Origin of the sequence: Agrobacterium sp. GD03872 (assembly GCF_029840625.1) — a bacterium.
GTDB lineage: Bacteria > Pseudomonadota > Alphaproteobacteria > Rhizobiales > Rhizobiaceae > Agrobacterium > Agrobacterium fabrum_A.
The window spans coordinates 53490-76014 of sequence record NZ_JAOCCY010000013.1; the positions used below are offsets into that span (position 1 = coordinate 53490).

21 protein-coding genes are annotated in these 22525 nt (G+C 60.2%); 13 read left to right on the plus strand and 8 right to left on the minus strand.

Features of this window, described 5'->3' with window-relative positions; translation table 11 throughout:
- Window positions 1-5 precede the first annotated feature (5 nt).
- The 3 genes from N5D22_RS21340 to N5D22_RS21350 form a co-directional block, all read right to left on the minus strand.
- Entirely contained in the window at window positions 6-1517 is a 1512-nt protein-coding gene (locus N5D22_RS21340; RefSeq protein ID WP_279657830.1) for an alpha-N-arabinofuranosidase, read from the minus strand.
- A gap of 122 nt (window positions 1518-1639) precedes the next feature.
- Complete coding sequence (locus N5D22_RS21345) at window positions 1640-2569, minus strand: transcriptional regulator (RefSeq protein WP_279657829.1); 930 nt, start codon at window positions 2567-2569, stop codon at window positions 1640-1642.
- Between the two features lie 171 nt (window positions 2570-2740).
- Window positions 2741-4033, minus strand: a complete 1293-nt coding sequence (locus N5D22_RS21350) for an ABC transporter substrate-binding protein (RefSeq protein WP_279657828.1) — start codon at window positions 4031-4033, stop codon at window positions 2741-2743.
- Window positions 4034-4145: 112 nt separating this feature from the next.
- Here N5D22_RS21350 and N5D22_RS21355 point away from each other — a divergent pair, with 112 nt between their 5' ends.
- The 6 genes from N5D22_RS21355 (at window position 4146) to N5D22_RS21380 (ending at window position 9704) form a co-directional block, all read left to right on the plus strand.
- Window positions 4146-5210 (plus strand): LacI family DNA-binding transcriptional regulator, encoded by a 1065-nt coding sequence (locus tag N5D22_RS21355; RefSeq protein WP_279657827.1) that lies wholly within the window; start codon window positions 4146-4148, stop codon window positions 5208-5210.
- On the plus strand, window positions 5203-7080 hold the full coding sequence (locus tag N5D22_RS21360; RefSeq protein WP_279657826.1) for a DUF2264 domain-containing protein: 1878 nt from the start codon (window positions 5203-5205) through the stop codon (window positions 7078-7080). Before N5D22_RS21355 ends, N5D22_RS21360 begins: the two co-directional genes overlap by 8 nt.
- Entirely contained in the window at window positions 7077-8093 is a 1017-nt protein-coding gene (locus N5D22_RS21365) for a hydroxyacid dehydrogenase (protein WP_279657825.1), read from the plus strand. Before N5D22_RS21360 ends, N5D22_RS21365 begins: the two co-directional genes overlap by 4 nt.
- Complete coding sequence (locus tag N5D22_RS21370) at window positions 8090-8866, plus strand: TIM barrel protein (protein WP_279657824.1); 777 nt, start codon at window positions 8090-8092, stop codon at window positions 8864-8866. Before N5D22_RS21365 ends, N5D22_RS21370 begins: the two co-directional genes overlap by 4 nt.
- Window positions 8867-8967: 101 nt before the next feature.
- On the plus strand, window positions 8968-9228 hold the full coding sequence (locus tag N5D22_RS21375) for a DUF4160 domain-containing protein (RefSeq protein WP_279657823.1): 261 nt from the start codon (window positions 8968-8970) through the stop codon (window positions 9226-9228).
- Window positions 9225-9704, plus strand: a complete 480-nt coding sequence (locus N5D22_RS21380) for a hypothetical protein (protein WP_279657822.1) — start codon at window positions 9225-9227, stop codon at window positions 9702-9704. The genes N5D22_RS21375 and N5D22_RS21380 overlap by 4 nt, the downstream gene beginning before the upstream one ends.
- 18 nt (window positions 9705-9722) lie before the next feature.
- On the opposite strand, the gene ugpC is transcribed toward N5D22_RS21380, so the two are convergent.
- The 4 genes from ugpC to N5D22_RS21400 all read right to left on the minus strand — a co-directional run bounded on the left by ugpC (window position 9723) and on the right by N5D22_RS21400 (window position 14000).
- On the minus strand, window positions 9723-10796 hold the full coding sequence (gene ugpC / locus N5D22_RS21385) for a sn-glycerol-3-phosphate ABC transporter ATP-binding protein UgpC (RefSeq protein ID WP_279657821.1): 1074 nt from the start codon (window positions 10794-10796) through the stop codon (window positions 9723-9725).
- An 86-nt stretch (window positions 10797-10882) separates the two neighbouring features.
- Window positions 10883-11758 (minus strand): carbohydrate ABC transporter permease, encoded by an 876-nt coding sequence (locus tag N5D22_RS21390; RefSeq protein WP_035225589.1) that lies wholly within the window; start codon window positions 11756-11758, stop codon window positions 10883-10885.
- Window positions 11751-12638 carry a sugar ABC transporter permease gene (locus N5D22_RS21395; RefSeq protein WP_077998606.1) on the minus strand — a complete coding sequence of 296 codons (888 nt, stop codon included), beginning with the start codon at window positions 12636-12638 and terminating at the stop codon, window positions 11751-11753. The genes N5D22_RS21390 and N5D22_RS21395 overlap by 8 nt, the downstream gene beginning before the upstream one ends.
- 72 nt (window positions 12639-12710) lie before the next feature.
- A complete protein-coding gene (locus N5D22_RS21400) occupies window positions 12711-14000 on the minus strand; it encodes an ABC transporter substrate-binding protein (protein WP_279657819.1) in 1290 nt (429 codons plus the stop codon).
- Window positions 14001-14117: 117 nt separating this feature from the next.
- Between N5D22_RS21400 and N5D22_RS21405 the strand changes: the two genes are divergently transcribed.
- The 7 genes from N5D22_RS21405 (at window position 14118) to N5D22_RS21435 (ending at window position 20771) form a co-directional block, all read left to right on the plus strand.
- A complete protein-coding gene (locus tag N5D22_RS21405) occupies window positions 14118-14816 on the plus strand; it encodes a TetR/AcrR family transcriptional regulator (RefSeq protein ID WP_279657818.1) in 699 nt (232 codons plus the stop codon).
- A gap of 245 nt (window positions 14817-15061) precedes the next feature.
- Window positions 15062-16204: a Gfo/Idh/MocA family oxidoreductase gene (locus N5D22_RS21410; RefSeq protein WP_279657817.1), complete on the plus strand. Its 1143-nt coding sequence runs from the start codon at window positions 15062-15064 to the stop codon at window positions 16202-16204.
- Between the two features lie 10 nt (window positions 16205-16214).
- The gene (locus tag N5D22_RS21415; protein ID WP_279657816.1) at window positions 16215-17378 is read left to right on the plus strand and encodes a dihydrodipicolinate synthase family protein; all 1164 of its coding nucleotides are present in this window, start codon (window positions 16215-16217) and stop codon (window positions 17376-17378) included.
- A gap of 24 nt (window positions 17379-17402) precedes the next feature.
- Entirely contained in the window at window positions 17403-18224 is an 822-nt protein-coding gene (locus tag N5D22_RS21420; RefSeq protein ID WP_279657815.1) for a sugar phosphate isomerase/epimerase, read from the plus strand.
- A gap of 18 nt (window positions 18225-18242) precedes the next feature.
- Entirely contained in the window at window positions 18243-19478 is a 1236-nt protein-coding gene (locus N5D22_RS21425) for a Gfo/Idh/MocA family oxidoreductase (RefSeq protein WP_279657814.1), read from the plus strand.
- A gap of 329 nt (window positions 19479-19807) precedes the next feature.
- Window positions 19808-19978, plus strand: a complete 171-nt coding sequence (locus N5D22_RS21430) for a hypothetical protein (RefSeq protein ID WP_279657813.1) — start codon at window positions 19808-19810, stop codon at window positions 19976-19978.
- Window positions 19979-20483: 505 nt separating this feature from the next.
- Window positions 20484-20771 carry a hypothetical protein gene (locus N5D22_RS21435; protein ID WP_279657812.1) on the plus strand — a complete coding sequence of 96 codons (288 nt, stop codon included), beginning with the start codon at window positions 20484-20486 and terminating at the stop codon, window positions 20769-20771.
- A gap of 376 nt (window positions 20772-21147) precedes the next feature.
- On the opposite strand, the gene N5D22_RS21440 is transcribed toward N5D22_RS21435, so the two are convergent.
- Window positions 21148-22245: an acyltransferase gene (locus tag N5D22_RS21440; protein ID WP_279657811.1), complete on the minus strand. Its 1098-nt coding sequence runs from the start codon at window positions 22243-22245 to the stop codon at window positions 21148-21150.
- Window positions 22246-22525 lie beyond the last annotated feature (280 nt).

Below are 22525 nucleotides of genomic sequence, written 5' to 3' on the forward strand. Positions count from 1 at the left end.
CCGCCTCACTGAACCTTCAGGCGCAGCACATGATAGGACAGCGCCGGCACGGAGCCCTTCAACACCCCATCCTCGACGCCGACACCGCTGCCCGGCGCCGGCACGACACGATCCGGCTGATCCGGGCCGTTGCCAACACGCAGATCATATCCCGCCATGGCAAGATGCAGATCAAGCGTCGCCGAGGAGAACCCGGTGAGGCTGACATTGATCTCGGCCGCCTCGGTGAGATGCCGGTTAAGCACGAACAGCGTCACCATGCCTTCCGCCTCATCGAAGACACCGGCAACATCGAGATATTTGACGTCATCCGCCGCGTTGCAATCGTAAGTCGGGCAATCGACGGCGACATTCAGCGCAACGCCGCGGCCATAAAGCGAGGCGAACTGATAGGGATAATAGATCGTCTGACGCCAGGCCGGCCCGTTCTTTTCCGCCCGGATGGGAGCAATGACGTTAACGAGCTGGGCGATGCAGGCGATGCGCACCCGATCCGAGCGGCGGATGAATTCGTTGAGCAGGCCGGCAACGAAAAGCGCGTCCTCGAAATTATAGGTCTCTTCCAGAAGCGCCGGCGCTTCCGGCCAGTCCCAGCTCTTGATGCGTTTGCCGTCTTCCTGGCGGATATGATACCAGACGTTCCATTCGTCGAAGCAGATGGACACATCGTTTTTGGCGCGCTTCTTGGCCTTCACATAATCTATGACGCCGGCGATGGTCTGGATATAGCGGCCCGTCTCTTCGATCTTGCCGAAATAATTCAGCGTGTCGCGGCTGTTATTGCCGAAATATTTGTGCAGCGAGATGTGGTCGACATTCTCATAACATTCCTCAAGCACCTCGCGTTCCCATTCGGGATAGGTCGGCATGCCGTCATTGGAACTGCCGCAGACGATTGCTTCGATGGTGGGATCGAAACCCTTGAAAGCCTTGGCGGTTTCGTTGGCCAGGCGGCCATATTCCACCGCCGTCTTGTGGCCGATCTGCCAGGGGCCGTCCATTTCATTGCCGAGGCACCACATTTTCACGCCGTGCGGCTTCTCGGCGCCATGGCTGCGGCGCAGGTCGCTGAGCGTCGTGCCGCCCGGAAAATTCACATATTCGAGGAAGTTGCGGGCATCATCCAGACCACGCGAACCCAGATTGACGGCGAGCATCATCTCGATACCGGCCATCTGCGCCCAGTCGGCAAATTCGTTGATGCCGATCTGGTTGGTTTCCTTCGAACGCCATGCGAGGTCGAGACGGATGGGGCGCTTATCGCGCGGGCCGATGCCGTCCTCCCAGCGATAGGCGGAAACGAAGTTACCGCCGGGATAACGGATGGCGGGAATTTTCAGGTCCCGCACGAATTTCAGAACATCCTTGCGAAAGCCGTTCTCATCCGCCTGCGGATGGCCGGGCTCGTAAATCCCGCCATAGATCGCACGCCCCATATGCTCGATGAAGGCGGAATAAAGACGATCGTCGATACGCCCGATCCGGAAGTCCCGGTGGACTGAAACCCGCGCTTTCATAAGGCTCTCCTCCCCTGCGCATTAAATCATAAAATATGATATAAACCATATTTGATAATATAGTTGCCGAGGGAATCCGCGCCTGTCAACCGCGAAAATCATACTTTTGAAAATTGACTGGCTCAGCCCGCGGTGCGCAGGCGCAGGACGATATCCTGATCGTAGTTTCCGAACCCGCGGCCGAAAATATTCAGCCCGCCCGGATGTTTTGCATCGGCCTTGACCTCGATGCGCAACCGGATGGAACGGTGACTGGTAAGGTCGATATCCGCGAGGGTAACGTCGGAAATCCGTGTGCCGTCGACATAGGTTCCCTGCGCGGTGATGCGCCAGGTCTTGAGCATGCCGTATTGGGAACCGGAAAGCTTCCACCAGTCGGGCGTGAACGCGCCCCGCTTGTCGCCGAAGTCGCCGGGCGAGGTCCACACGCCGATTTCCCTGCCGTTGACGGACAGCGTGATATCGGACGGCCAGTTGCTGTGCGTTCCCGGCACCTCGGAGCTGACCTCCATGGAAAACTCGATTTCCTCGACTTCCCGCCCCTGAATCTTGGCATTATTGGGAAATTGATATTCCACGAAGCCGGAGGTCAGCCACAGCAGCGCCGCCTTCATCCGGTCAGGGTCCATGAATGTATCTGGTACATCAAGGAGCCCGATGATGCCTTCCGGCGAGCAGATGCCGCAGGGCGCGGTCACCGAACTCTGGGTGTAGAGGCCGAGCGGCATGGCCACCGCAATGTAATTGGAGGCCGCCGGCGTCTCCGGTTTTCGGAAGGACACGATGAGTTCATCGCAGGTGGCGAAGCAGATCTTCTGGCTGCCCTTGCGCGCCTTGCGCGTTTCGGTTCGCAGCAACCCCGCCTCTTCGAGAACGGCCACGCCGGCGGAAACGGTGGACTGGGGCAGATCCAGCCGCTGCGCGATCTCGTTGACATTCAGGCCGCTCGTCTCATGCAGCAGCTTCAATATCTGCACACGGATCAGCGACGCGGCCGCTTTCAGCACATCGAATTCTTTTTCAGCATCAACGAGGAGGAAATTGGGGGCCATTCTCTAATCTTCAGATTTATCGATCCAGATCAGAATTTCTGGCTTAAATGCCCTGTCCTTGTCCAGTGCTGTTTGTCGTACAGCCGCATCTGGGATCGTTCCCTGGGACGCAAGCCATAAAAAAGCACCGCCAGGCGGCCGGAAAGCCGCATGGCGGTGCCCCTTCTGTCGTCAACCGCGCTTGCGCAGGGTCCGCGTGCCGGTGTCGACAAGATTTTGCGCCGTCTCATCGATGCTGGCGCGGCCGAAGGCGAGCGAATCGGCAATCGGGCGCATCACACCGCGGTCGAACTCATTGGCGCCGATCGGGGCGGGTTCCGGATAGGGATCGAGCTTGCCGGACAGGCTCTCGATATAATCCACCGTCTTGCGCTCTGTTTCGTTGAGGCTCGGCAACACCGCCTCACGCACCTTCTTTGCCGGCGGCACACCGCGTTCGACGCCGAGAACCTTGCCCGCTTCCAGATCGTTGACGAAGAAGTTGATGAACTTCGCCGCCGCTTCCGGGTTGGTGGATGTGGACGAAATGCACCAGATGAGGCCTGGCCGATAATAATGGCCGGTCGGCTTGCCCGCGCCCTCGCCCGGCAGCATGCCGATGGACAAAGTCTTCTTGTTGAGCGCCTGATAACCGACAAGCTGGTTGGAATAGGCAAAGCCGATTGCCGAATTGCCAAGCGTCAGCGCGTTGGATTCAATGGTGTTGTCATCGCGCGTCTGGATATCGGCGGAAACGCAGAGCTTGTTCTCGCGCAGATCCTCCCAATAGGCGAACCATTCCTTGGCGTCTTCCTTGTTGAAGCCGATGGTGCCATCCTGGAACAGCAGCTTGCCGCGCTGGCGCAGCCAGACATCGAAGACATAGTGGTAACGCGCGCCATAGGGCACCGCCCAGTAATTGCGCTTTGCCGGGCCGTTCTTCTTGAAATCGCGCGCCAGTTCCGCAAGCGCCTTCCAGGTAATCTGGCCCTCCGGCATGGAGAGGCCGGCTTCCTTCAGCGACTCGGCATCATACATCATGCAGAAGGAATTGAGCCCGAGACCGACACCGTAGAGCTTGCCGTCAATACGGCAAAGATCGATCTCGCTCTTGCCGAAACTGGAAAGATCAAGCGACTTGCCGACAAACTGGTCCAGCTCCATGCAGGCGCCGCGGCCGGAATAATCGGCGATGGTGGACGGTTCGAGCTGGAAGATATCGGCGACATTGCGCCCTGCCATGGATGTCGCAAGCTTGGTCCAGTAATCGGAACCGGCGATCATCTCCCCGCTGACCACCGTTTGCGGATCGGCCTTCTGGTAAAGCGCGATCACCTCATTGGTGCGCTTGTTGCGGTCGGCCGAACCCCACCACACGCAGCGCAGCCGGGTTTCGGCCGCAACCGCGCGGAAACCGCCCGCCGCCGCACCGAGACCGGCCAACGCCGCCGTGACCAAAAATCCGCGCCTATCGATCGTTTGCATCTGCTCCTCCCGCGTTTTGCAAATTTTTCAGATACCACTTAAATTCTTGCAAATTTTCTTAGTTTGCAATATTTGCATCATATTATATTTTTTTGCAAGCGCAGGAGACGATATGAACGATACGCCCGACATCAGCCGCCCGCGCCAGTCGGATATCGCCCAGCGCGCCGGCGTTTCCATCAGCACCGTTTCGCGTGTTCTGGCCGGGGAAAAGGGCATCAGCGCGTCGATCCAGACCAAGGTTCTGGGCGTGGCGGCGGAGCTTGGCTATCCCCTGCGCCCGGTCACCAGCCAGGCTGGCGGCGTGCCGCTGGAGGGAAAGACGATCCTTGCGCTCATGTCGGCCGAACGGGCGACCGGCGATATCGGCGCTTTCTACCATGATATTTTCGACACGCTGCGCAGCCTCGCCCAGACGGACGGTTTCGAGCTGGATATCCGGCTCCTGCACCAGAAACAGATCGACGACGCGCTGACGCAGCGGGTCTGCGAGGTCGACGGCCTTCTCGCCATCGGCCTCGATCCCGAGGAGGAGATCATCCACCGCATCACCCAGGGTGTATTGCAGCCGGTTCTGGTCAACAGCGCCGATCCGTCAATGGCGCTCGACTGCGTTTCGCCTTCCAATTTTTACGGCGGCGCGCTGGCGGCGCGGCGGCTCCTGGACCTTGGCCACCGCAAGGTCGCCTATATCGGCCCCCACCACCGCCACACCATCAGGGAGCGCATGCGCGGCTTCCGCCACACGATCCTCGAGGAAGAGGGAACCACCTATGAGGAATTCCTGCTGTCAACGGCGGAGAGCGGCTTCGGGCAGGCGGGCGAGGCGGTTCGCCAGCTGCGCGCCAAGCACCCCGACATGACCGGCATTTTCTGCATGAATGACGCCATTGCGCTTGGCGCACTGGGTGCGGCGCAGGAGCTTGGCCTCGGCGTGCCGGACGATCTTTCCATCATCGGTTTCGATGACCTGCCTTTTGCCGAGCTGTCCACCCCGCGCCTCAGCACCATCCGCGTCGACCGCCGCGAGATCGCCCGCGAGGCCGTGGAATTGTTGCGGCGCCGGCTGACGGAGCCTTCCGCCAATGCCCGGCAGGTACAGCTCGGCGTGCAGCTGGTGGAAGGCCAGACCGCCGGCAAGGCAAAAAAGACGGGAAAGGCGACAGGCGATGCATGACACCATGAGCAAACTCAATATGGCCAGATTCAATCCGCTGCACGGCAATCCGCTCAAAAGCCGCGCCGATGTGCGGCGGGCGCTGGACGACAGCTTCGCGCCGCTTCTTCCCTATTTTTCGCAGGGCGGCGCCAGGGTGGCGCTCAGCGGGACCGCCGCGCATTTCGACAGGGCGGCGGCCGATCTGGAAGGTTTCGCCCGCCCTCTCTGGGGCATCGCACCGCTTGCGCTGAGCGGCGATCACTTCGACCATTGGCCGCTTCTGGCGCGGGGAATAGCCAATGGCACCGATCCTGCCCATCCCGACTACTGGGGTGACGTCCGCCAGAAGGATCAGCGGCTGGTGGAACTTGCCGCGCTTGGTTTTTCGCTGCGGCTTGCGCCGCAGCACCTCTGGGAGCCGCTGTCCGGCACCCAGAAGGACAATCTGCGCCACTATCTCCTGACGGCGCGCGAGCGTAATTACGCCGATAATAACTGGAAGTTCTTCCGGGTGATGGTCGATATGGCGCTCGATCACCTCGGCATCGACTTCGACCGCAGCCTGACGGAAACATTCAAAACGGAACTGGACGGGTTTTATATCGCCGACGGCTGGTATCGCGACGGCAATTATCGCCGCATCGACCATTACATCGCCTTCGCCATGCATTTTTACGGCCTGATCTACGCGAAGCTCAGCCAGCCTGACGATGCCTATGCCGCGCGCTACCGTGAGCGCGCCCGCCTCTTCGCCGCCGATTTCGCAAGCTGGTTCGACGAGGATGGCGGCGCGCTGGCGTTTGGCCGTTCCATGACCTACCGCTTCGCCTGCGGCGGTTTCTGGGCCGGCCTTGCCTTTGCCGATGAGGAGGCGTTGCCCTGGGGCGAAATCAAGGGGCTTTATCTGCAGCATCTGCGCTGGTGGGCGAAAAAGCCGATTGCCGACCGCGATGGCGTGCTCTCCATCGGTTACGCCTATCCGCAGCTCACCATGTCGGAAAGCTACAATTCCGCCGGTTCGCCCTATTGGGCCTTCAAGGCCTTTCTGCCGCTCGCCCTGCCGGAAAGCCATCCCTTCTGGCAGGCGGAGGAAAAGCTGCCCGCGCCTTCCGCAAAACCGCGTCCGCTCGTTCATCCCGGCATGGTGATGATAAAGGCCAAGGGCAATGTCACCGCGCTTTCCAGCGGACAGGAAAACCTTTCCATGCGCGGCGGTCCGGAAAAATATGCCAAATTCGCCTATTCCTCCCGTTACGGCTTCGGTGTCGAGGTGGACGAACGCGGCTTCAGGACCAATGGTTTCGACAATATGCTGGCCTTTTCCGAAGACGGCCTGCATTACCGCGTGCGCGAAACCAACGATGAGGTTCTGCTGGCGGGTGAAAACCTGCGGGCGACATGGAAGCCATTCCCGGATGTCGAAGTCGAAACCACGCTGGCCACAGCCGGCGACTGGCATGTCAGGCTGCACCGGATCACGGCCGCACGCCCCCTCTCGGTCACCGAAGGCGGGTTTGCGATCAACCGCAACGATGGCGACCGCGATGCCGTGCGCGAGGAGACCGGCCAGGCAACGGCCGATTGCGGCACCGACATATCCGCGATTGTCGATCTCGGCTCCAGCATATCGCGCCACGGCGTGGCGCTGAAGGCGCTGCCCAATACCAATCTCATCAACGCCAAGACCACCGTGCCGCAATTGCGGGGCGAAATTCCGGCCGGTGAAACCCTGCTCGCCTGTGCCGTCTTTGCCGGCGTGGCCGGGCCCGAAAGCGAAAGGGCGCTGGCGACCACACCCGCCTTCCCCGATATGGGCGCGCTCGACCGTCTGTTTGCGGAGCGCGGTGTTCCGGTCAGCAGCATGGCGGCGGCGGGAGAGCCGCAATGAAGAGCCCGCTTCCGCGTCTCAGCCTGGCCATGGACCCGGAACGGACCCAGCATGTGCTGACGGCGCAGGCGCTTGAGAGGCTGTCACAGAGCGTCGAGATTCTCGACACCGGGCGGATCTGCGATTTTCACGACCCCTCCCTGAAAGCGCAGCTCGCGCGGACGGATATTCTGCTGACCGGCTGGGGCTGCCCGGATGTAGGGGCGCGGGAACTCGCCCTGATGCCGCAGCTCAGGTTGATTTCCCATGCCGCCGGCACGGTGAAATATTTCCTGTCGCGGGCGGTGTTCGAACGCGGCATCATCGTCTGCAGCGCGGCGGAGGCAAATGCGCAGCCGGTCGCCGAATTTTCGCTGGCGATGATCCTGCTCGCCGGCAAGCGCGCCTTCGGCTTCCGGCGACTTTACCTGGAGCATCGCAACCGCGCGCCTGTCGAGCAATTGCAGTCGCAGGCCATCGGCAATCTTGGCCTCACGGTCGGCATCGTCGGCGCATCGCGCATCGGCCGACGCGTCATCAATCTGTTGCAGCCCTTCGATCTCAACCTCATCCTTTTCGATCCGCTTCTAAGCGCTGCGGAGGCGGAAAAGCTCGGCGTATCTCTTGTGTCGCTCGAGGAGCTGATGGCCGCCAGCGATGTCATCTCCCTGCATGCGCCCTCCCTGCCGCAGACCCGACATATGATCGGCGCGGCAGCACTTGCCCGTATGAAGGACGGCGCGACCCTGATCAACACGGCGCGCGGCGCGCTGGTGGATGAAGACGCGCTTCTGGCCGAACTGAAAACCGGTCGCATCGAAGCGGTCATCGACGTCACCGACCCGGAAGTGCCGCCGCCGGACTCTCCCTTCTACAGCCTGCCGAACGTCTTCCTCACACCGCATATCGCCGGCGCGACAGGCCTTGAACGCGCAAGGCTCGGTGACATGGCGATTGCCGAGATTGAGCGTTTTTGCCGGGGCTTTGCGCTGCAACAGCAGGTGCGGCCGGAACATCTGGAACTGATCGCATGAGATTTTTCGAGCCCGGCCTCTGCTCCGTCACCTTCCGCTCCCTGTCGCCACAGGCCGTCATCGACCTCGCCGCCGCAAACGGCATCAGGTCCATCGAATGGGGCGGTGATATCCATGTGCCGCCGGGCGATCTCGGCAATGCAAGGGATGTCGGCGAACGGACGGCAAAAGCGGGCCTGACCGTGTCTTCCTACGGTTCCTACATCTTTGCGCCGGATTTTGCGCCTGATGATGTGACCGCCGTACTCGAAACCGCAAGGGCGCTCGGCGCCGGGCATATCCGTATATGGCCCGGCAGCCGCAAACGCCCATCTGCCGATTACTCCCCCGGCGAACGCCGCGCAGCAACGGAGGCACTGGCGACAATCGCCCGCCTGGCGCACGACTATGGCATCACAATCGGCCTCGAATATCACCCCAACTCACTGACGGACACCCTGCCCTCGGCCCTGCAACTCATGCAGGATTTGCCGGTTCCCAACCTCTTTTTCTACTGGCAGCCCGCCCCCGGCCTGCCGCTGAATGACGCGCTGGCGGAAATATCCGCACTCGGTTCGCGCATCTGCCATCTCCACGTCTTCGCCTGGCTCGCCGACGCCAGCCGCCTGCCGCTTCACGAGCGCGCGGATTATTGGCGGGCGTGCGTGGGTGCATTGCCGGAAGGCGACTGGACGAAGACGGCTTATGCGATGCTGGAATTCGTCAAAGGCGACGATGTCGGGCAGTTCGCGGAAGATGCGGCAGTTCTCAGCAACATTCTTTATAGAACATAGAACCCGCCCTCTGAATGCCCACAGACCGGAAATATGCTTCTTTGCCTCCCTTCACATAGTGAAATTTATGCACTATGTTTTATTGGCGCCGTGGGGGCTGCATGGGCAAACTGGTTCAGATCGGAAACATCATCATACGCGTCTACGCGAACGATCATTTGCCGCCGCATTTTCACATCATAACACCGGATGCTGATGCCCTTGTCGACATCGAAACTCTGGAAATCCTGCGCGGCAAGCTATCCCGCAGGGCTGAAACCGAAGCTTTGGCATGGGCGAGAAGCAATGGGAAGCTGATTGCCAATGAATGGAATCGGACGAACCCGCGTTTTCCCATTGTAGGAAAGGGAAAGAAGTCATGACACCACGCATCAAAACCATCCTGCCCAATCCGCCTTGCACGCTCATCATCGACTGGGCGGACGGAAGCCAGTCGACCGCCGATCTGACCGGATGGATAGCGACCGGAGGAGAATTGCTCAATCCGCTCCGTTCGGCAGATATCTGGCAGACTGCGACAGTCGCCGATTATGGTGCGACTGTGGAATGGGACGGAGACGACCTGGCAATCGATGCCCATCACCTTTACCAGATCGCAGAGGACCAGCGGGACTTCGATGTGGAGGACCTGCGCAAATGGCAGGAGGAAATCGGCCTTTCCAATAATGAGGCGGCGGATTTTCTTGGCGTCACTTTACGGACGTGGAACAACTATCGTGCGGGCACGCCCGTAAGCCACGCGGTCAAGATGCTGCTGCGGGCCACCCAGCGCGACCCGCTTCTGATGCATGCGCATTTCCGTCCCCGCCGTCCCGGACGCCCTAAACACGCGGCGTAAGACGGCTGCCCGGCAGCGCTATATCCGTCGCCCATCCGCCCCGAACAGATGCGTCTGCGAAAGATCGAACGCAAAGGGAATGGTCTCGCCGATGCGGATCTGGCGCTGGCCGTCCAGCAGCACGGTGGCGGCTTGGCCGTCAGGCGTGGCGGTATAGACCACCGTTGAGCCGCCGAGATGTTCGACAAGCTGGATCGAAGCCTCACCCAGGGAGGCCGGCGCCTGCGGGTTCACGTGTTCCGGGCGCACGCCGAAGGTGAGCGGTTCACCCTGTTGCGCGGCGACCGGTTTTTCCAGCACGATGCGCTGACCGGCGACCTCGATGGTGCGGTTGGAACTGTCGCCGGAAGCCACTTTGGCGGAGAGGAAATTCATCTTCGGCGAGCCGATGAAACCCGCGACGAACTGGTTGGCCGGGTTGTTGTAGAGATCGAGCGGGCGGCCGACCTGCATGATGCGGCCGTCGCGCAGCACGACGATCTTGTCGGCCATCGTCATGGCTTCCACCTGGTCGTGCGTCACATAGATCATGGTGCTGCCGAGCGTCTGGTGCAGCTTGGCGATTTCGACGCGCATCTGCACGCGCAGTTCCGCATCGAGGTTGGACAAGGGCTCGTCGAACAGGAAGATCTTCGGTTCGCGCACGATGGCGCGGCCGATGGCGACGCGCTGGCGCTGGCCGCCCGAAAGCGCCTTCGGCTTGCGCTGCAAAAGCGGGCCGATCTGCAGGATATCGGCGGCTTTCTGCACCCGTGCCTGGACTTCCGGTTTCTTGTAACCCGCCGTTTCCAGACCGAAGGCGAGGTTCTTGTAGACGCTCATATGCGGATAAAGCGCATAGGACTGGAAGACCATGGCAATGCCGCGCTTGGAGGCGGCGGTTTCGTTGACCCTTTCGCCGTCGATACGCAGATCGCCTTCGGAGATTTCCTCAAGCCCCGCGATCATGCGCAGAAGCGTGGATTTTCCGCAGCCCGAGGGACCGACGAAAACGGTGAACTCGCCCGGTTCGATCTTGAGGTCGATGCCGTGAACGACCGGAAAAGCGCCGAACCGCTTGACGATTTTTTCGAGCGTAATGCTGCTTGCCATGCTGTTTCTCCCGACTGTCGCGCCGCATGCATGGCGGCAGCGACAGTGTTGATTGTCTTAAAATGCGTTCCCGATCCGGGTTCCGTTCAGCGTTTCATTCCGGTCGTGGCGATGCCTTCGATGAGCAGCCGCTGGAAGAACAGGAAGAACAGGAAGACCGGTACCAGCGACAGGTTGGACATGGCGAAAAGCGAGGTCCAGTCCGAGCTGCCGGTGGAATCCACGAAGGATCTGAGGCCGAGCTGCACGGTGTAGGTGTTGATGTCGTTCAGATAGATTAGCGGACCGAAGAAGTCGTCCCAGGTCCAGATGAAGGAAAAGATCGCGGCCGTCGCCAGCACTGGCAGCGACAAAGGCAGCATGATCTTCCAGTAGATGCGGAAGGGCGAGCAGCCGTCCATGACGGCCGCCTCGTCCAGCTCGCGCGGAATGCCGCGGAAGAACTGCACCATCAGGAAGATGAAGAAGGCATCCGTCGCCAGATATTTCGGCACGATCAGCGGCAGCGAGGTGTTCACCCAGCCCATTTCCAGAAACAGGATATATTGCGGGATGAGCACGACGTGATAGGGCAGCATCAAGGTGCCGAGCATCAGCGCGAACCAGAAATTGCGCCCGCCGAAACGCAGCCGGGCGAAAGCGAAGGCGGCGAGCGAGCAGCCGACCACGTTTCCTATGGTAGCGAGCACCGAAATGAAGAACGAGTTCCAGAAGAACTGCCCGAAACTCACCTGAAGCCCGGACCAGCCACGGATATAGCCGCCGAAATCGACCGACGAAGGAATGAGCGAGGAGGAGCCGAACAGCTCGTCCTGCGGCCGGAAGGAACCCGAGATCATCCACAGGATCGGATAGAGCATCGCAAAGGAAGCGATGATCAGGGCCGTGTGCAGCAATACCGATTTCAGCGGCGTGCGTTGCGGGCCTTGTCCCGGCCGAGGAGCGGTAACAGCGTCAGTCATCGTAATGCACCCAGTATTTCGCGCTGAGGAATGAGAAGGCCGTAAACAGCGAGATGATGATCACCAATATCCAGGCAAGCGCCGAGGCATATCCCATGCGGAAGAAACCGAAGGCTTCCTGGTAGAGGTAGAGCGTATAGAACAGCGTCGAATTGATCGGCCCGCCGGTGCCTTCGGAAATGATGAAGGCGGGGGTGAAGGCCTTGAAGGCATCGATCGTCTGGATCACCGCGTTGAAGAAGATCACCGGCGTCAAAAGCGGCAGGGTAATGCGGAAGAACTGCCGCACCTTGCTCGCACCGTCGATTTCGGCGGCCTCATACATGTCCTGCGGAATTTGTCTCAGACCCGCGAGGAAGATGATCATCGGCGAACCGAACTGCCAGACGGACAGGATGACCAGCGTATAGATCGAATAATCCGGATTGGAAATCCAGCTTGGCCCTTCGTAACCGAAGGCCTGCCAGAGGATCATGTTGACGAGACCATCGGAGGCGAAAAGCTGGCGCCAGAGCACGGCAATCGCGACGCTCGAACCCAATAGCGACGGCAGATAGAAGATCGCCCGATAGAGCGTCAGCCCCTTGATGCCGCGGTTGAAGGCGAGCGCGACCAGCAGCGCGAAGATCAGCTTCAGCGGCACCGACAGCAGCACATAGGTAAAGGTGACCTGCATGGCTGCGGCGAATTTGGGGTCGGCCGTGGCGATGCGCACATAGTTTGCCGCCCCCACCCAGTCCGGCGACTGCAACAGGTCGTAATTGGTGAAAGACAGGTAAAGCGACGCGAGCGCGGGACCGAGGGTGAGGCCAAAAAAGCCAATCAGCCAGGGCAGCAGAAACAGGTAGGCGTGAATGTTGCGGTCGAAAATCCGCTTCATGCCGCCCCGCTTCGGGAGAGCCGCGCCACGGCTCTCCTCCACAAGAGTTTCAGATCGAAAGGCCATATGCCATCACTTCCGTTTGATAACGGTTTCAGATTCCTTGACGAGGCGGTCACCGCCCTCTTCCGGCGTGATCTTGCCGAAGCCGATTTCCTCCGCCGTGCGTTTGAGGACGAAGGCGAATTCGCCCGCGCCAGGAGGGGGCGCCGGCGGCAGATCGCCGACACCGGGGGTAATCTCGGCAATATAGTCCACCATCGTCTTGCTGACCTCGTCGAGCTTGCTGCTCAACTGGCTACGCATGGATTCCGAGGCCGGAACGCCGCGCTCGACGCCGAGAATATCGATGCCCTGCGGCTCAGCCACGAGGAAGTTGATGAAGCCGACCGCCTGCTCGATGCCGGCGCTGCCATTGGCGACGCTGATGAGCATGGAAGGTTTCAGATAATGGCCGGAAGGGCCATCCTTCGTGCTCTTCGGATAGGAGCTTATGGCAAGCTTGGACTTGTTGAGCTTCTGATAACCGACGAACTGATTGGAATGGGCGAATGCGGTTGCCGCCTTGCCCGTCGTCAAGGGGTTGGTTTCGATGTTGAGCTGGTCGAGCGCCTGCACATCGGCCGGTACACAGGCACCGCTCTTGCGCAAATCCGCCCACAAGGTGAACCACTTGGTCGCATCGGCAGGATCGAACCCGATACCGCCATCCTGCGTGTAAAGCGACTTGCCGTTCTGGCGCAGCCAGTTTTCGAAGCTTGGCTCCACGCCGCTGGCATCGGCCGTGGCGTAATAACCGGGCTTCGGCTTGTTCTTGCTGAGCTTGGCGGCGTTTTCGGCAAACTCCTCCCAGGTCTGGCCGATCGCCGGCGGCGTCGCACCGGATTTTTCCCAGGCCGCCTTGTCGAAGAAGATGGCGCTTGAATTGACGCCGAGATTGATGCCGTAAAGCTTGCCATCGACCCGGCCGGAATCGATGTTCATCTTGCCGAAATCCTCGATCTTCAGGCTCTTGCCGATATAATCGTCCAGCGGCGCCAGCGCGCCGCGACGGCCATATTCGAAGATATAGCGATAATCCATCTGGATCAGGTCGGGCGCATTGCGGCCCGCAACCTGCGTGGCAAGGCGCGGCCAATAATCGCTCCAGCCTGCGAATTCACCGGCAATATCGAGATCCGGCTTGACCTGCTTATAGGCTGCTATCGCCTTGTTGGTGCGGTCGGCGCGCTCCTGCGAACCCCACCACAACATGCGAAGGCGCGCGGCCTGGGCCTGCGCCGAACCTCCTCCCAGCGCTGCAAGCGACAGGGCCGCAAGCCCCGCTGAAAGCACACTTCTCCTCTGAAGCATCACGGGCATTGGCAACTCCTCCCTATTGACTGCCAATTGATGATGAACGTAAACGGCACTTGCCGTTTTATAACTAATTGGTTACATGGGAACACTGATCGCCAACATTGTCAAGCGGGTGCTGAAATGGAAGAAACGACAAAAAACCAGCCACTCGATCCGGCTCCGGAAAAAGCGCCTGCCCCCAAGCGCAAGCGCGCCACCGCACAGGTGCGAAACCCTGAAAGAACCCGTGCCGCCATCCTGGAAGCCGCCCGCCGCGAGGTGGCCGCCAAGGGGTTGGCAGGGGCTCGAATCGATGTCGTCGCCCGGCGCGCCGGCACCAACAAGCGGATGATCTACCATTATTTCGGCGACAAGGATGCGCTTTATCTCGCCGTTCTGGAAGACGCCTACCGCCATATCCGCCACACCGAAAGACGGCTTGACCTGGCCCGCAAGGCCCCTTCGGAGGGCTTGCGCGAACTTGCGCTTTTCACCTGGCACTACTTCCTCGACCACCCTGAATTCCTGAGCATTCTCGCCACGGAAAACCTCAATAAAGCCCGCTATCTCAGGCAATCCCCGACGATCACGGCGATGCATTCGAATTTCATTTCGGAGCTTGAGGACGTGTTGCGGCGCGGCAGCGACGCCGGTGAATTCCGCGACGGTCTCGATCCGATCGACGTCTATCTGACCATCGCTTCGCTCGGCGCCTTTTATCTTTCGAACCGGTTCACGCTGTCGACGATCTTCCAGCGCGACCTGACCGACCCCGCCGAGCTGGAGCGCTGGGGCCAGCATATCGTCGATACCCTGCTTGCTGCAGTGCGGCCGGTCTGAACCGGCCAAACCGAATTCCTCTTTAACAACAGCGACGACGCGCCATTCGCACTCGCGAAGCGCGTCGTTTTCTTTTGCGGCGCGGTGGAAACACCAAAACCCAACCGTCGTCACGACTTGAATTTTTCCTGTTAAAAACACCTTGACAGATCGCATTCTTCACGACCACAAATAACCAAATGGTTACAAATTACCATGTTTGACGGAAGCGGCTTTCGGGAAGAGGCCGCCTTGGGAGGAAATTCATGAAACGTATCGGCGTCATCATGCACGGCATCACCGGCCGCATGGGTTACAACCAGCATCTCGTGCGCTCCGTTCTCGCCATTCGCGATCAGGGCGGCGTGCTTTTGAAGAATGGTGAAAGGGTCATGCTCGACCCCATTCTGGTCGGCCGCAACGGCGCGAAAATCGAGGAAATCGCGAAAAAGCACAATGTCGCGCGCTGGACGACCGACATCGACGCCGCATTGGCAAACCCTGATGATACGCTGTTCTTCGATGCCGGCACGACGCAGATGCGCGGCAGCCTGCTGGAGAAAGCCATCAAGGCGGGCAAGAATGTTTATTGCGAAAAGCCGATTTCCGACACGATGGAAGAGGCGCTGGCGATTGCGCGGCTCGCCGAAAGCGCCGGCATCAAGCACGGCGTGGTGCAGGACAAGCTTTTCCTTCCCGGCCTTCGCAAGCTCGCCATGCTGCGCGACAGCGGCTTCTTCGGGAAAATCCTCTCGGTGCGTGGCGAATTCGGTTACTGGGTTTTCGAGGGCGACTGGCAGCCGGCGCAGCGCCCCTCATGGAACTACCGTCTGAAAGATGGCGGCGGCATCATTCTCGATATGCTGTGCCACTGGCGTTATGTGCTCGACAATCTGTTCGGTCCGGTGAAATCCGTCAGCTGCCTCGGCGCGACCCATATTCCGGAACGTTTCGATGAGCAGGGCAAAGCCTATAAGGCGGATGCGGACGATGCCGCTTATGCCACCTTCGAGCTGGAAGGCGGCGCCATCGCCCATATCAACTCCTCATGGGCGGTGCGGGTGCGCCGCGACGACCTCGTGACCTTCCAGGTGGACGGCACCCATGGTTCGGCGGTGGCGGGCCTGACAAAATGCTTTACCCAGCACCGCACCAACACGCCGAAGCCGGTGTGGAACCCCGACCAGCCGCAGACCATCGATTTCTACAGGACCTGGCAGGAGGTGCCGGACAATGTCGTTTATGACAACGGCTTCAAGGCGCAGTGGGAAATGTTCGTGCGCCACCTCGTCGACAACGACCCGTGGCCCTATGGCCTCATGGAAGGCGTGAAGGGCGTGCAGCTTGCCGAGCTTGGACTGAAATCCTGGAAGGAACGCCGCTGGCTCGACGTTCCCGCCCTTTCCTGAGGAGGCGACGGTGAGCGAACTCAAGCTTCCGAAGGACGACCGCAGCATTGAAGTCTACAGACTATCAGGCACGCCGGTTGCGGTTGAAAAACGCAGTGCGGCGGATTTCAACCGTGTCGCCTTCGCCGCCGCCCATGTGGTGGCCGACCCCCTTGCCGATAACGATCCGTGGCTGACGCCCGCCATCGACTGGGACGCCACCCTGCGTTTCCGTCACCGCCTTTGGGACCTCGGCCTCGGTGTCGCCGAGGCGATGGATACGGCGCAGCGCGGCATGGGGCTGGCGTGGCCGCAGGCGCAGGAACTGATTTCCCGTTCGCTGAAGGAGGCGGCCAGCCGCAAGGATGCGCTGATTGCCTGCGGCGTCGGCACCGACCATCTGAATGGTGGCGGTTACGACCTGAACCAGATTGTCGACTCTTACCTGGAGCAGCTTGATTTTGTTCAGGGAGAAGGCGGACGCGTGATCCTGATGGCAAGCCGCGCTCTGGCCGCTGCCGCCCGTTCGCCGGATGATTATCTCAAGGCTTATGCCAGAGTTTTATCCCATGCCGACCAGAAAGTGGTGATCCACTGGCTGGGCGAAATGTTCGACCCCGCTCTCGAGGGTTACTGGGGTTCCGGTGACCACATGCAGGCCATGGAAACCTGCCTTGCCATGATCGAGGAGAATGCAGACAGGATCGGCGGCATCAAGATTTCGCTTCTCTCCAAGGAAAAGGAAATCGTCATGCGCCGCCGCCTGCCATCGGGCGTGCGGATGTATACTGGCGACGATTTCAACTATGCGGAACTGATCGCCGGTGACGAGAAGGGCCATTCGGATGCACTGCTCGGCATTTTCGACGCCATAGCACCGGCGGCATCCAAGGCGCTCGCCAGCCTGAAGCGCGGTGCGGACAACGAATTTTTCGATATTCTGGAGCCGACGGTGGCGCTCTCGCGCCATATCTTCAAGGCCCCGACCCGGTTCTACAAGACCGGCGTGGTGTTCCTCGCCTATTTGAACGGGTTGCAGGACCATTTCACCATGGTCGGCGGGCAGGAAAGCACCCGTTCCACCCAGCATTTCGCCGAGCTTTTCCGGCTGGCGGACAAGGCCAATGTGCTCGCCGAGCCGGATCTGGCGACGCAGCGCATGAAGGCGTTTCTGGCCGTCCGTGGCATCGGGTGAAGCAAAACAAGGGGAGATACCGAGATGAGCCTTGAAGGCCTTTCCATCAATTTCGCCACAGTGCGGCAGGGCGGAGACTTCGGCGCAATCGTCGATGCCTGCCTTGCCCATGGCATCACCGCCATCTCGCCCTGGCGCGAGCAGGTGCATGGCGTTGGTCTTACGGAAGCCGCGCGCATTGTCGAACGGAACGGGCTGCGCCTCAGCGGCTATTGCCGGGGCGGCTTTTTCCCCGCGCCCGATGCTGAAGGCCGCCGCCTCGCCATCGAGGACAATAAACGCGCCGTCGATGAGGCAGCCGCCATGAAGGCCGATTGCCTCGTGCTTGTTGTGGGCGGCCTGCCCGCCGGCTCGCGCGACCTGAAAGGCGCACGGCAGATGGTGGAGGACGGCATGGCCGAACTTCTGCCCTATGCGCGGGCTGCCGGCGTGCCGCTCGCCATCGAGCCGCTGCATCCTTTCTATGCTGCCGACCGCGCCTGCTTCAACACGCTGAAACAATCGCTCGATCTATGCGACAGGCTGGGTGCCGGCACCGGTGTCGCCATCGATGTCTATCATGTCTGGTGGGATCCGGAACTGGAGGAACAGGTGGCGCGTGCGGGCAGAAACGGGCAAATTCTCGCCCACCATATCTGCGACTGGCTGGTGCCGACCACCGATCCGCTCAATGATCGCGGCATGATGGGCGACGGTGTGATTGACCTGAAGGCATTTCGCGCCATGATCGAGGCCGCCGGCTTCCACGGCCCGCAGGAAGTGGAAATCTTTTCGCATCGCTGGCAGGCGCGGCCGATGGACGAGGTCCTCGCCACCGTGGTCGAGCGTTTCAAGACTGTTTGTTGATTATCCGGGAGAGAGACGATGCCTGAAAAGGTGAAACGCAAACGCTATGCGCTGGTCGGCACCGGCAATCGCGGCACCACCATGTGGGGCCGCGAACTGCTGGCCGGCTGGAGCGACTATGTAGAGCTGGTCGGCATTTGCGACCTGAACCTGATGCGCGCCGAGCGCGCCCGCGCCATGATGGGATCGAGCGCGCCGCTTTACGATGATTTCGACCGGATGATGCTGGAGCAACGCCCGGAACTGGTAATCGTCTGTACGCCTGACGACACCCATGACGACATCATCATCCGCGCGCTCGAAGGCGGCGCCGATGTCATCAGCGAAAAGCCTATGACCACCACCCCGGAAAAGATCGACCGCATTCGCGCGGCGGAGGCCAAAAGCGGCCGCCGCGTCGATGTTTCCTTCAATTACCGTTTTTCGCCGACGGCGGCACGCATCAAGGAGCTGATCGACGACGGCGCCATCGGCACCGTCACCTCGGTCGATTTCCACTGGTATCTCGACAACCAGCACGGCGCGGATTATTTCCGCCGCTGGCACGCCTTCACCGAGCATTCCGGCAGCCTCTTCGTGCACAAGGCCACGCACCATTTCGATCTGCTGAACTGGTATCTCGATTCCGATCCCGTCGAGGTGAAGGGTTTCGGGCAATTGCTGCATTATGGCAAGAACGGCCCGTTCCGGGGAACGCGCTGTCGCACCTGTCCGCACAAGGGCGAGTGCGATTATTTCATGGACCTCGGCGCCGATCCCTTCCTCGATGCGCTCTATGAAGACCCTTCGAGCATTGACGGCTATATGCGCGATGCCTGCGTCTTCCGCGAGGAGATCGACATACCCGATACGATGAGCGCCTCGATCCGTTATGCCAGCGGCGTGCAGGTCTCCTATTCGCTCAACACCTATATGCCGATCGAGGGCCACCACATCGCCTTCAACGGCCATAAGGGTCGCATCGAGATGCGCCAATATGAAAAGCAGCCGTGGACGGAGCCCCCGGCCGATGAAATCCTGCTGGTGAAAAGCTTCAGCGGCGGTGTCGAGCACATCTGGGTGCCGCATGAGCCGGGCGGCCATTATGGCGGCGACAACCGCATGCGCGACATGATCTTCAAGCCCGGCTCCAACGACCGGCTGCGGCAGCGCGCCGGTTCGCGCGCCGGCGCCATGTCCGTTCTGACAGGCGTGGCGGCGCTGAGAAGCGCCCGCGAAGGCGGCTCCCAGCCGGTAAAATCACTGCCCCTTTAGCTTATTCCGGCCCGTGGCCCATCGAAGCTCGGGCCGGCATTTGCCAAAAAAGAACGGACGATATTCCACAGATTACGCGCTTCTTCCATGCCGGTAAAATGATGGCCGGGGGAAGAAAGAGTGAGTCATGTCCAGTTTTGAATCCTTCGTTCCGCTCATCATCATCGGCGTCAGCCTTGTCATATTCTTCAAATGGGTAGGGCGGGACATGAACCGGGAAGAGAAAAAGCCGCGTTCCCGCCGTTGACGGCGGAAATGCGCCTCCACGCGGCGTGGAGACGGAACCCTTGCCTTTTCCGGAGCGTTTTCCCTACAAAGGAGGACGCGAGATGACAAAGAAAACAAAACCCAAGACGGCCGAAAAAGGACCTTCCAGTCCGAGTGACATTCCGCCCGCCGGCCCGCATGCCAAGCCTTCCCTCACCGACTATGAAAAGACGCCGGGCGCGGGTAGCCTGCCGGATGACGGCGCAAAAGACGTGTCTCCTGGCGGAGGTTGACGACATCTGAAATATCCGGTCGATCCGGACTTGTTTTGGCCACATTACTTTCCTATATGGCGTTCAAGGCAATCGCTGGTGAGCGCAAATGATATTGCACTCGCGGTTGTTTTCGCTTCGGACTTTTGACCACGGATGTACTGGCACTGGTGTTGAGAGCGATATGAGGAAGGTCGGTGCAATATTGCCCCGGCCTTTTTTGTTGCCTGCCACATCCTTCGCCGCCGTCAGCGGAATTAACTTGCCTATCCCCCTTAAACGGCGCACGCTTCCCATCGGTAATTAAAGGGTGTTGCCGCCGTCAGGCCCGTTGCACTCACAGCCCTGTTCCGCCTGCTGACCGGCGGGAACGATCCGGAATTCACGCGACATGCATGGCGGCACGGGCCGGGAGCGGTTTCCCTGGCGTTGCCCGCGTTTCTGGGCGCGAGAACGTCTCCACAGCCTCTCCGGCTGGCGGCGCGACGCATCGGCTTTTGTGGATCCCACAAGAAAGGAGGACGACATGTCTTCCGCATATGAAAATTGCATCATCACCTCCGATGACCTCAAAATGCTCCAGTCCGTGCTGGACGGCCTCGGTTATGATCGCCACACCATGGATGACGAAGTCATTCTCTATAACAATGCAGCCCGCAAGGTGATCCAGCTTTTTCAGGATGGCTTGACCGACCCCACCGATATTTCCGAGGAAATGCTGTTTCTGTTCGGTGTCCACAAGCATGAACGCGTAAAACCGTGGAAACCGCTGCCGCGCTACGCCATCCAGGGCCTGCCGCCACTTTACCGATGATGCGGTCGTCGCTTCCATGGAAAACACGCGAAGCGGCCTTCAAAATCACCGATGAAAATAACGGCTTGGCAAAAGCCGTATATCAGGCAACACTGAAATTGAGCCTTCCGTGCGCGATCAGGCGTACTGGCGGCTTGGGTATGGAATGGCGTGAAGCTGAATTGCGGAGACCGCGACCAGCCTGCGCCAAACCCGACTTGTTCCATACCGGCAAGTTTTGCGTCTGCGTGGAGGGTGAGTATGACGTATGACTGGAGCGGCCGCAAAATGCGCCGCATGCGAGCGGCGAAACTGACCATCATCAGCCTCGTCGCAGCTTTCGTGCTGACGGCCCCGATCTTCGCCCATTATTGAGGTTTGCGGATACGGAGCAGGATCATACCGGCTGGCGGATGTCATTCCGCTTTCTCAGCCGGTTCTTCAGCCATTTCTGAACGGGCTGGTCGTAATAGACCGTCAGCCACCATGACAGGCACGTCGTGCCGATGAGGAAAACAATGCCGGCCGGCAAAGCGAGGTTTTCCCGGTGTACCGCAGGGATCAGAAGCTCCGTCCAGGCCAGAAGCGGAATGTGCAGCACATAGACCGCGTAGGACGCCGTGCCGAGAAACACCGAGACCATTGCCACCCCGCGCCCCGGAACCGTCTTGCTGGCGACGAACAGCAGCAGCGGCCAGACAAGCAGGACAACGGCAAGATCGAAGAACGGCCGAAGCTCGCGCGAGATGGGCACGGCCAGAATGAGGCAGACCAACAGCAGACAAAGTGCGGCCTGCACGGGCTTCAGCGCCGGCACGCGGTTGCGGAAACGGTAAATCAGCACGCCGGCAAAAAACGAAAAGAACACCCGCCCCATGCCGGCATACATTTCATGCCAGCGGAAACCGGCATGCAGACGGCCGAACTCCGCAGCCGCCACCACCAGCACAATCGCGCTGACGGCCAGCACTGCGGCAATCTGTCTCGTCGTGGCCTTCACACCCCAGCGGGCATAAAATGCATTCACCACCAGTTCGTTGAAGAGCGACCATGCCGGACTGACGAGAAACAGCGCACCGTTCAGCGTGAGCGTGAAGGGTGCGGGCAAAAAGAGCAGCCCGGTCACGAGGGCGAAGACAAGCTCGCCGGGATCGACAAGGCGGTGCAGATCGTCAATCGGCGTCGGTAGACCGAGCGTATAAAGACAGATGAAATAGACCGCCATCAAGGCCAGCGCCAGCACATAGAGCGGGTAAAGGCGCGCGAAGCGCGCCTTCATGAAAAAGCCGGACGTGATCGCTCCTTCGCGCAGTTTCCGGCTATAGGCATGCGCCAGCACGAAACCGCTCAGCGCAAAAAACAGATCCACGGCAAGATAGCTCGAGGCCGGATCCCGGCCGAAAAACTGCTCGGCATGGCGATGTACGATGAACAGCGCAGCCACGCCCCTTATACCATCGAGCAATATGAAGCGTTCCGGGGACGACTGGATCATGACGTTGATGCTCGGCGAAATCTGGCTGATTGTTGACGGAAAACGAGCTTTACCGCGTCGCGGTCCATCGCTTCCAGTCACAAACTGGTTAGTGTGGCGAGCACCCGTCATTTTATGGGGCGCTTACTCATGGTCGACACCCTTTCGCAGCCGCGAAAGGCATGCTACGTCCGGGTGTCATCGATGTTCCGACCCTTTGACCCTGCCGCCCCGTCCTCGCAAAATCCAGTGTGATTTCGCAGGGATATCATCCGGCGAGGTTAGGATGGGGCGGATCCGG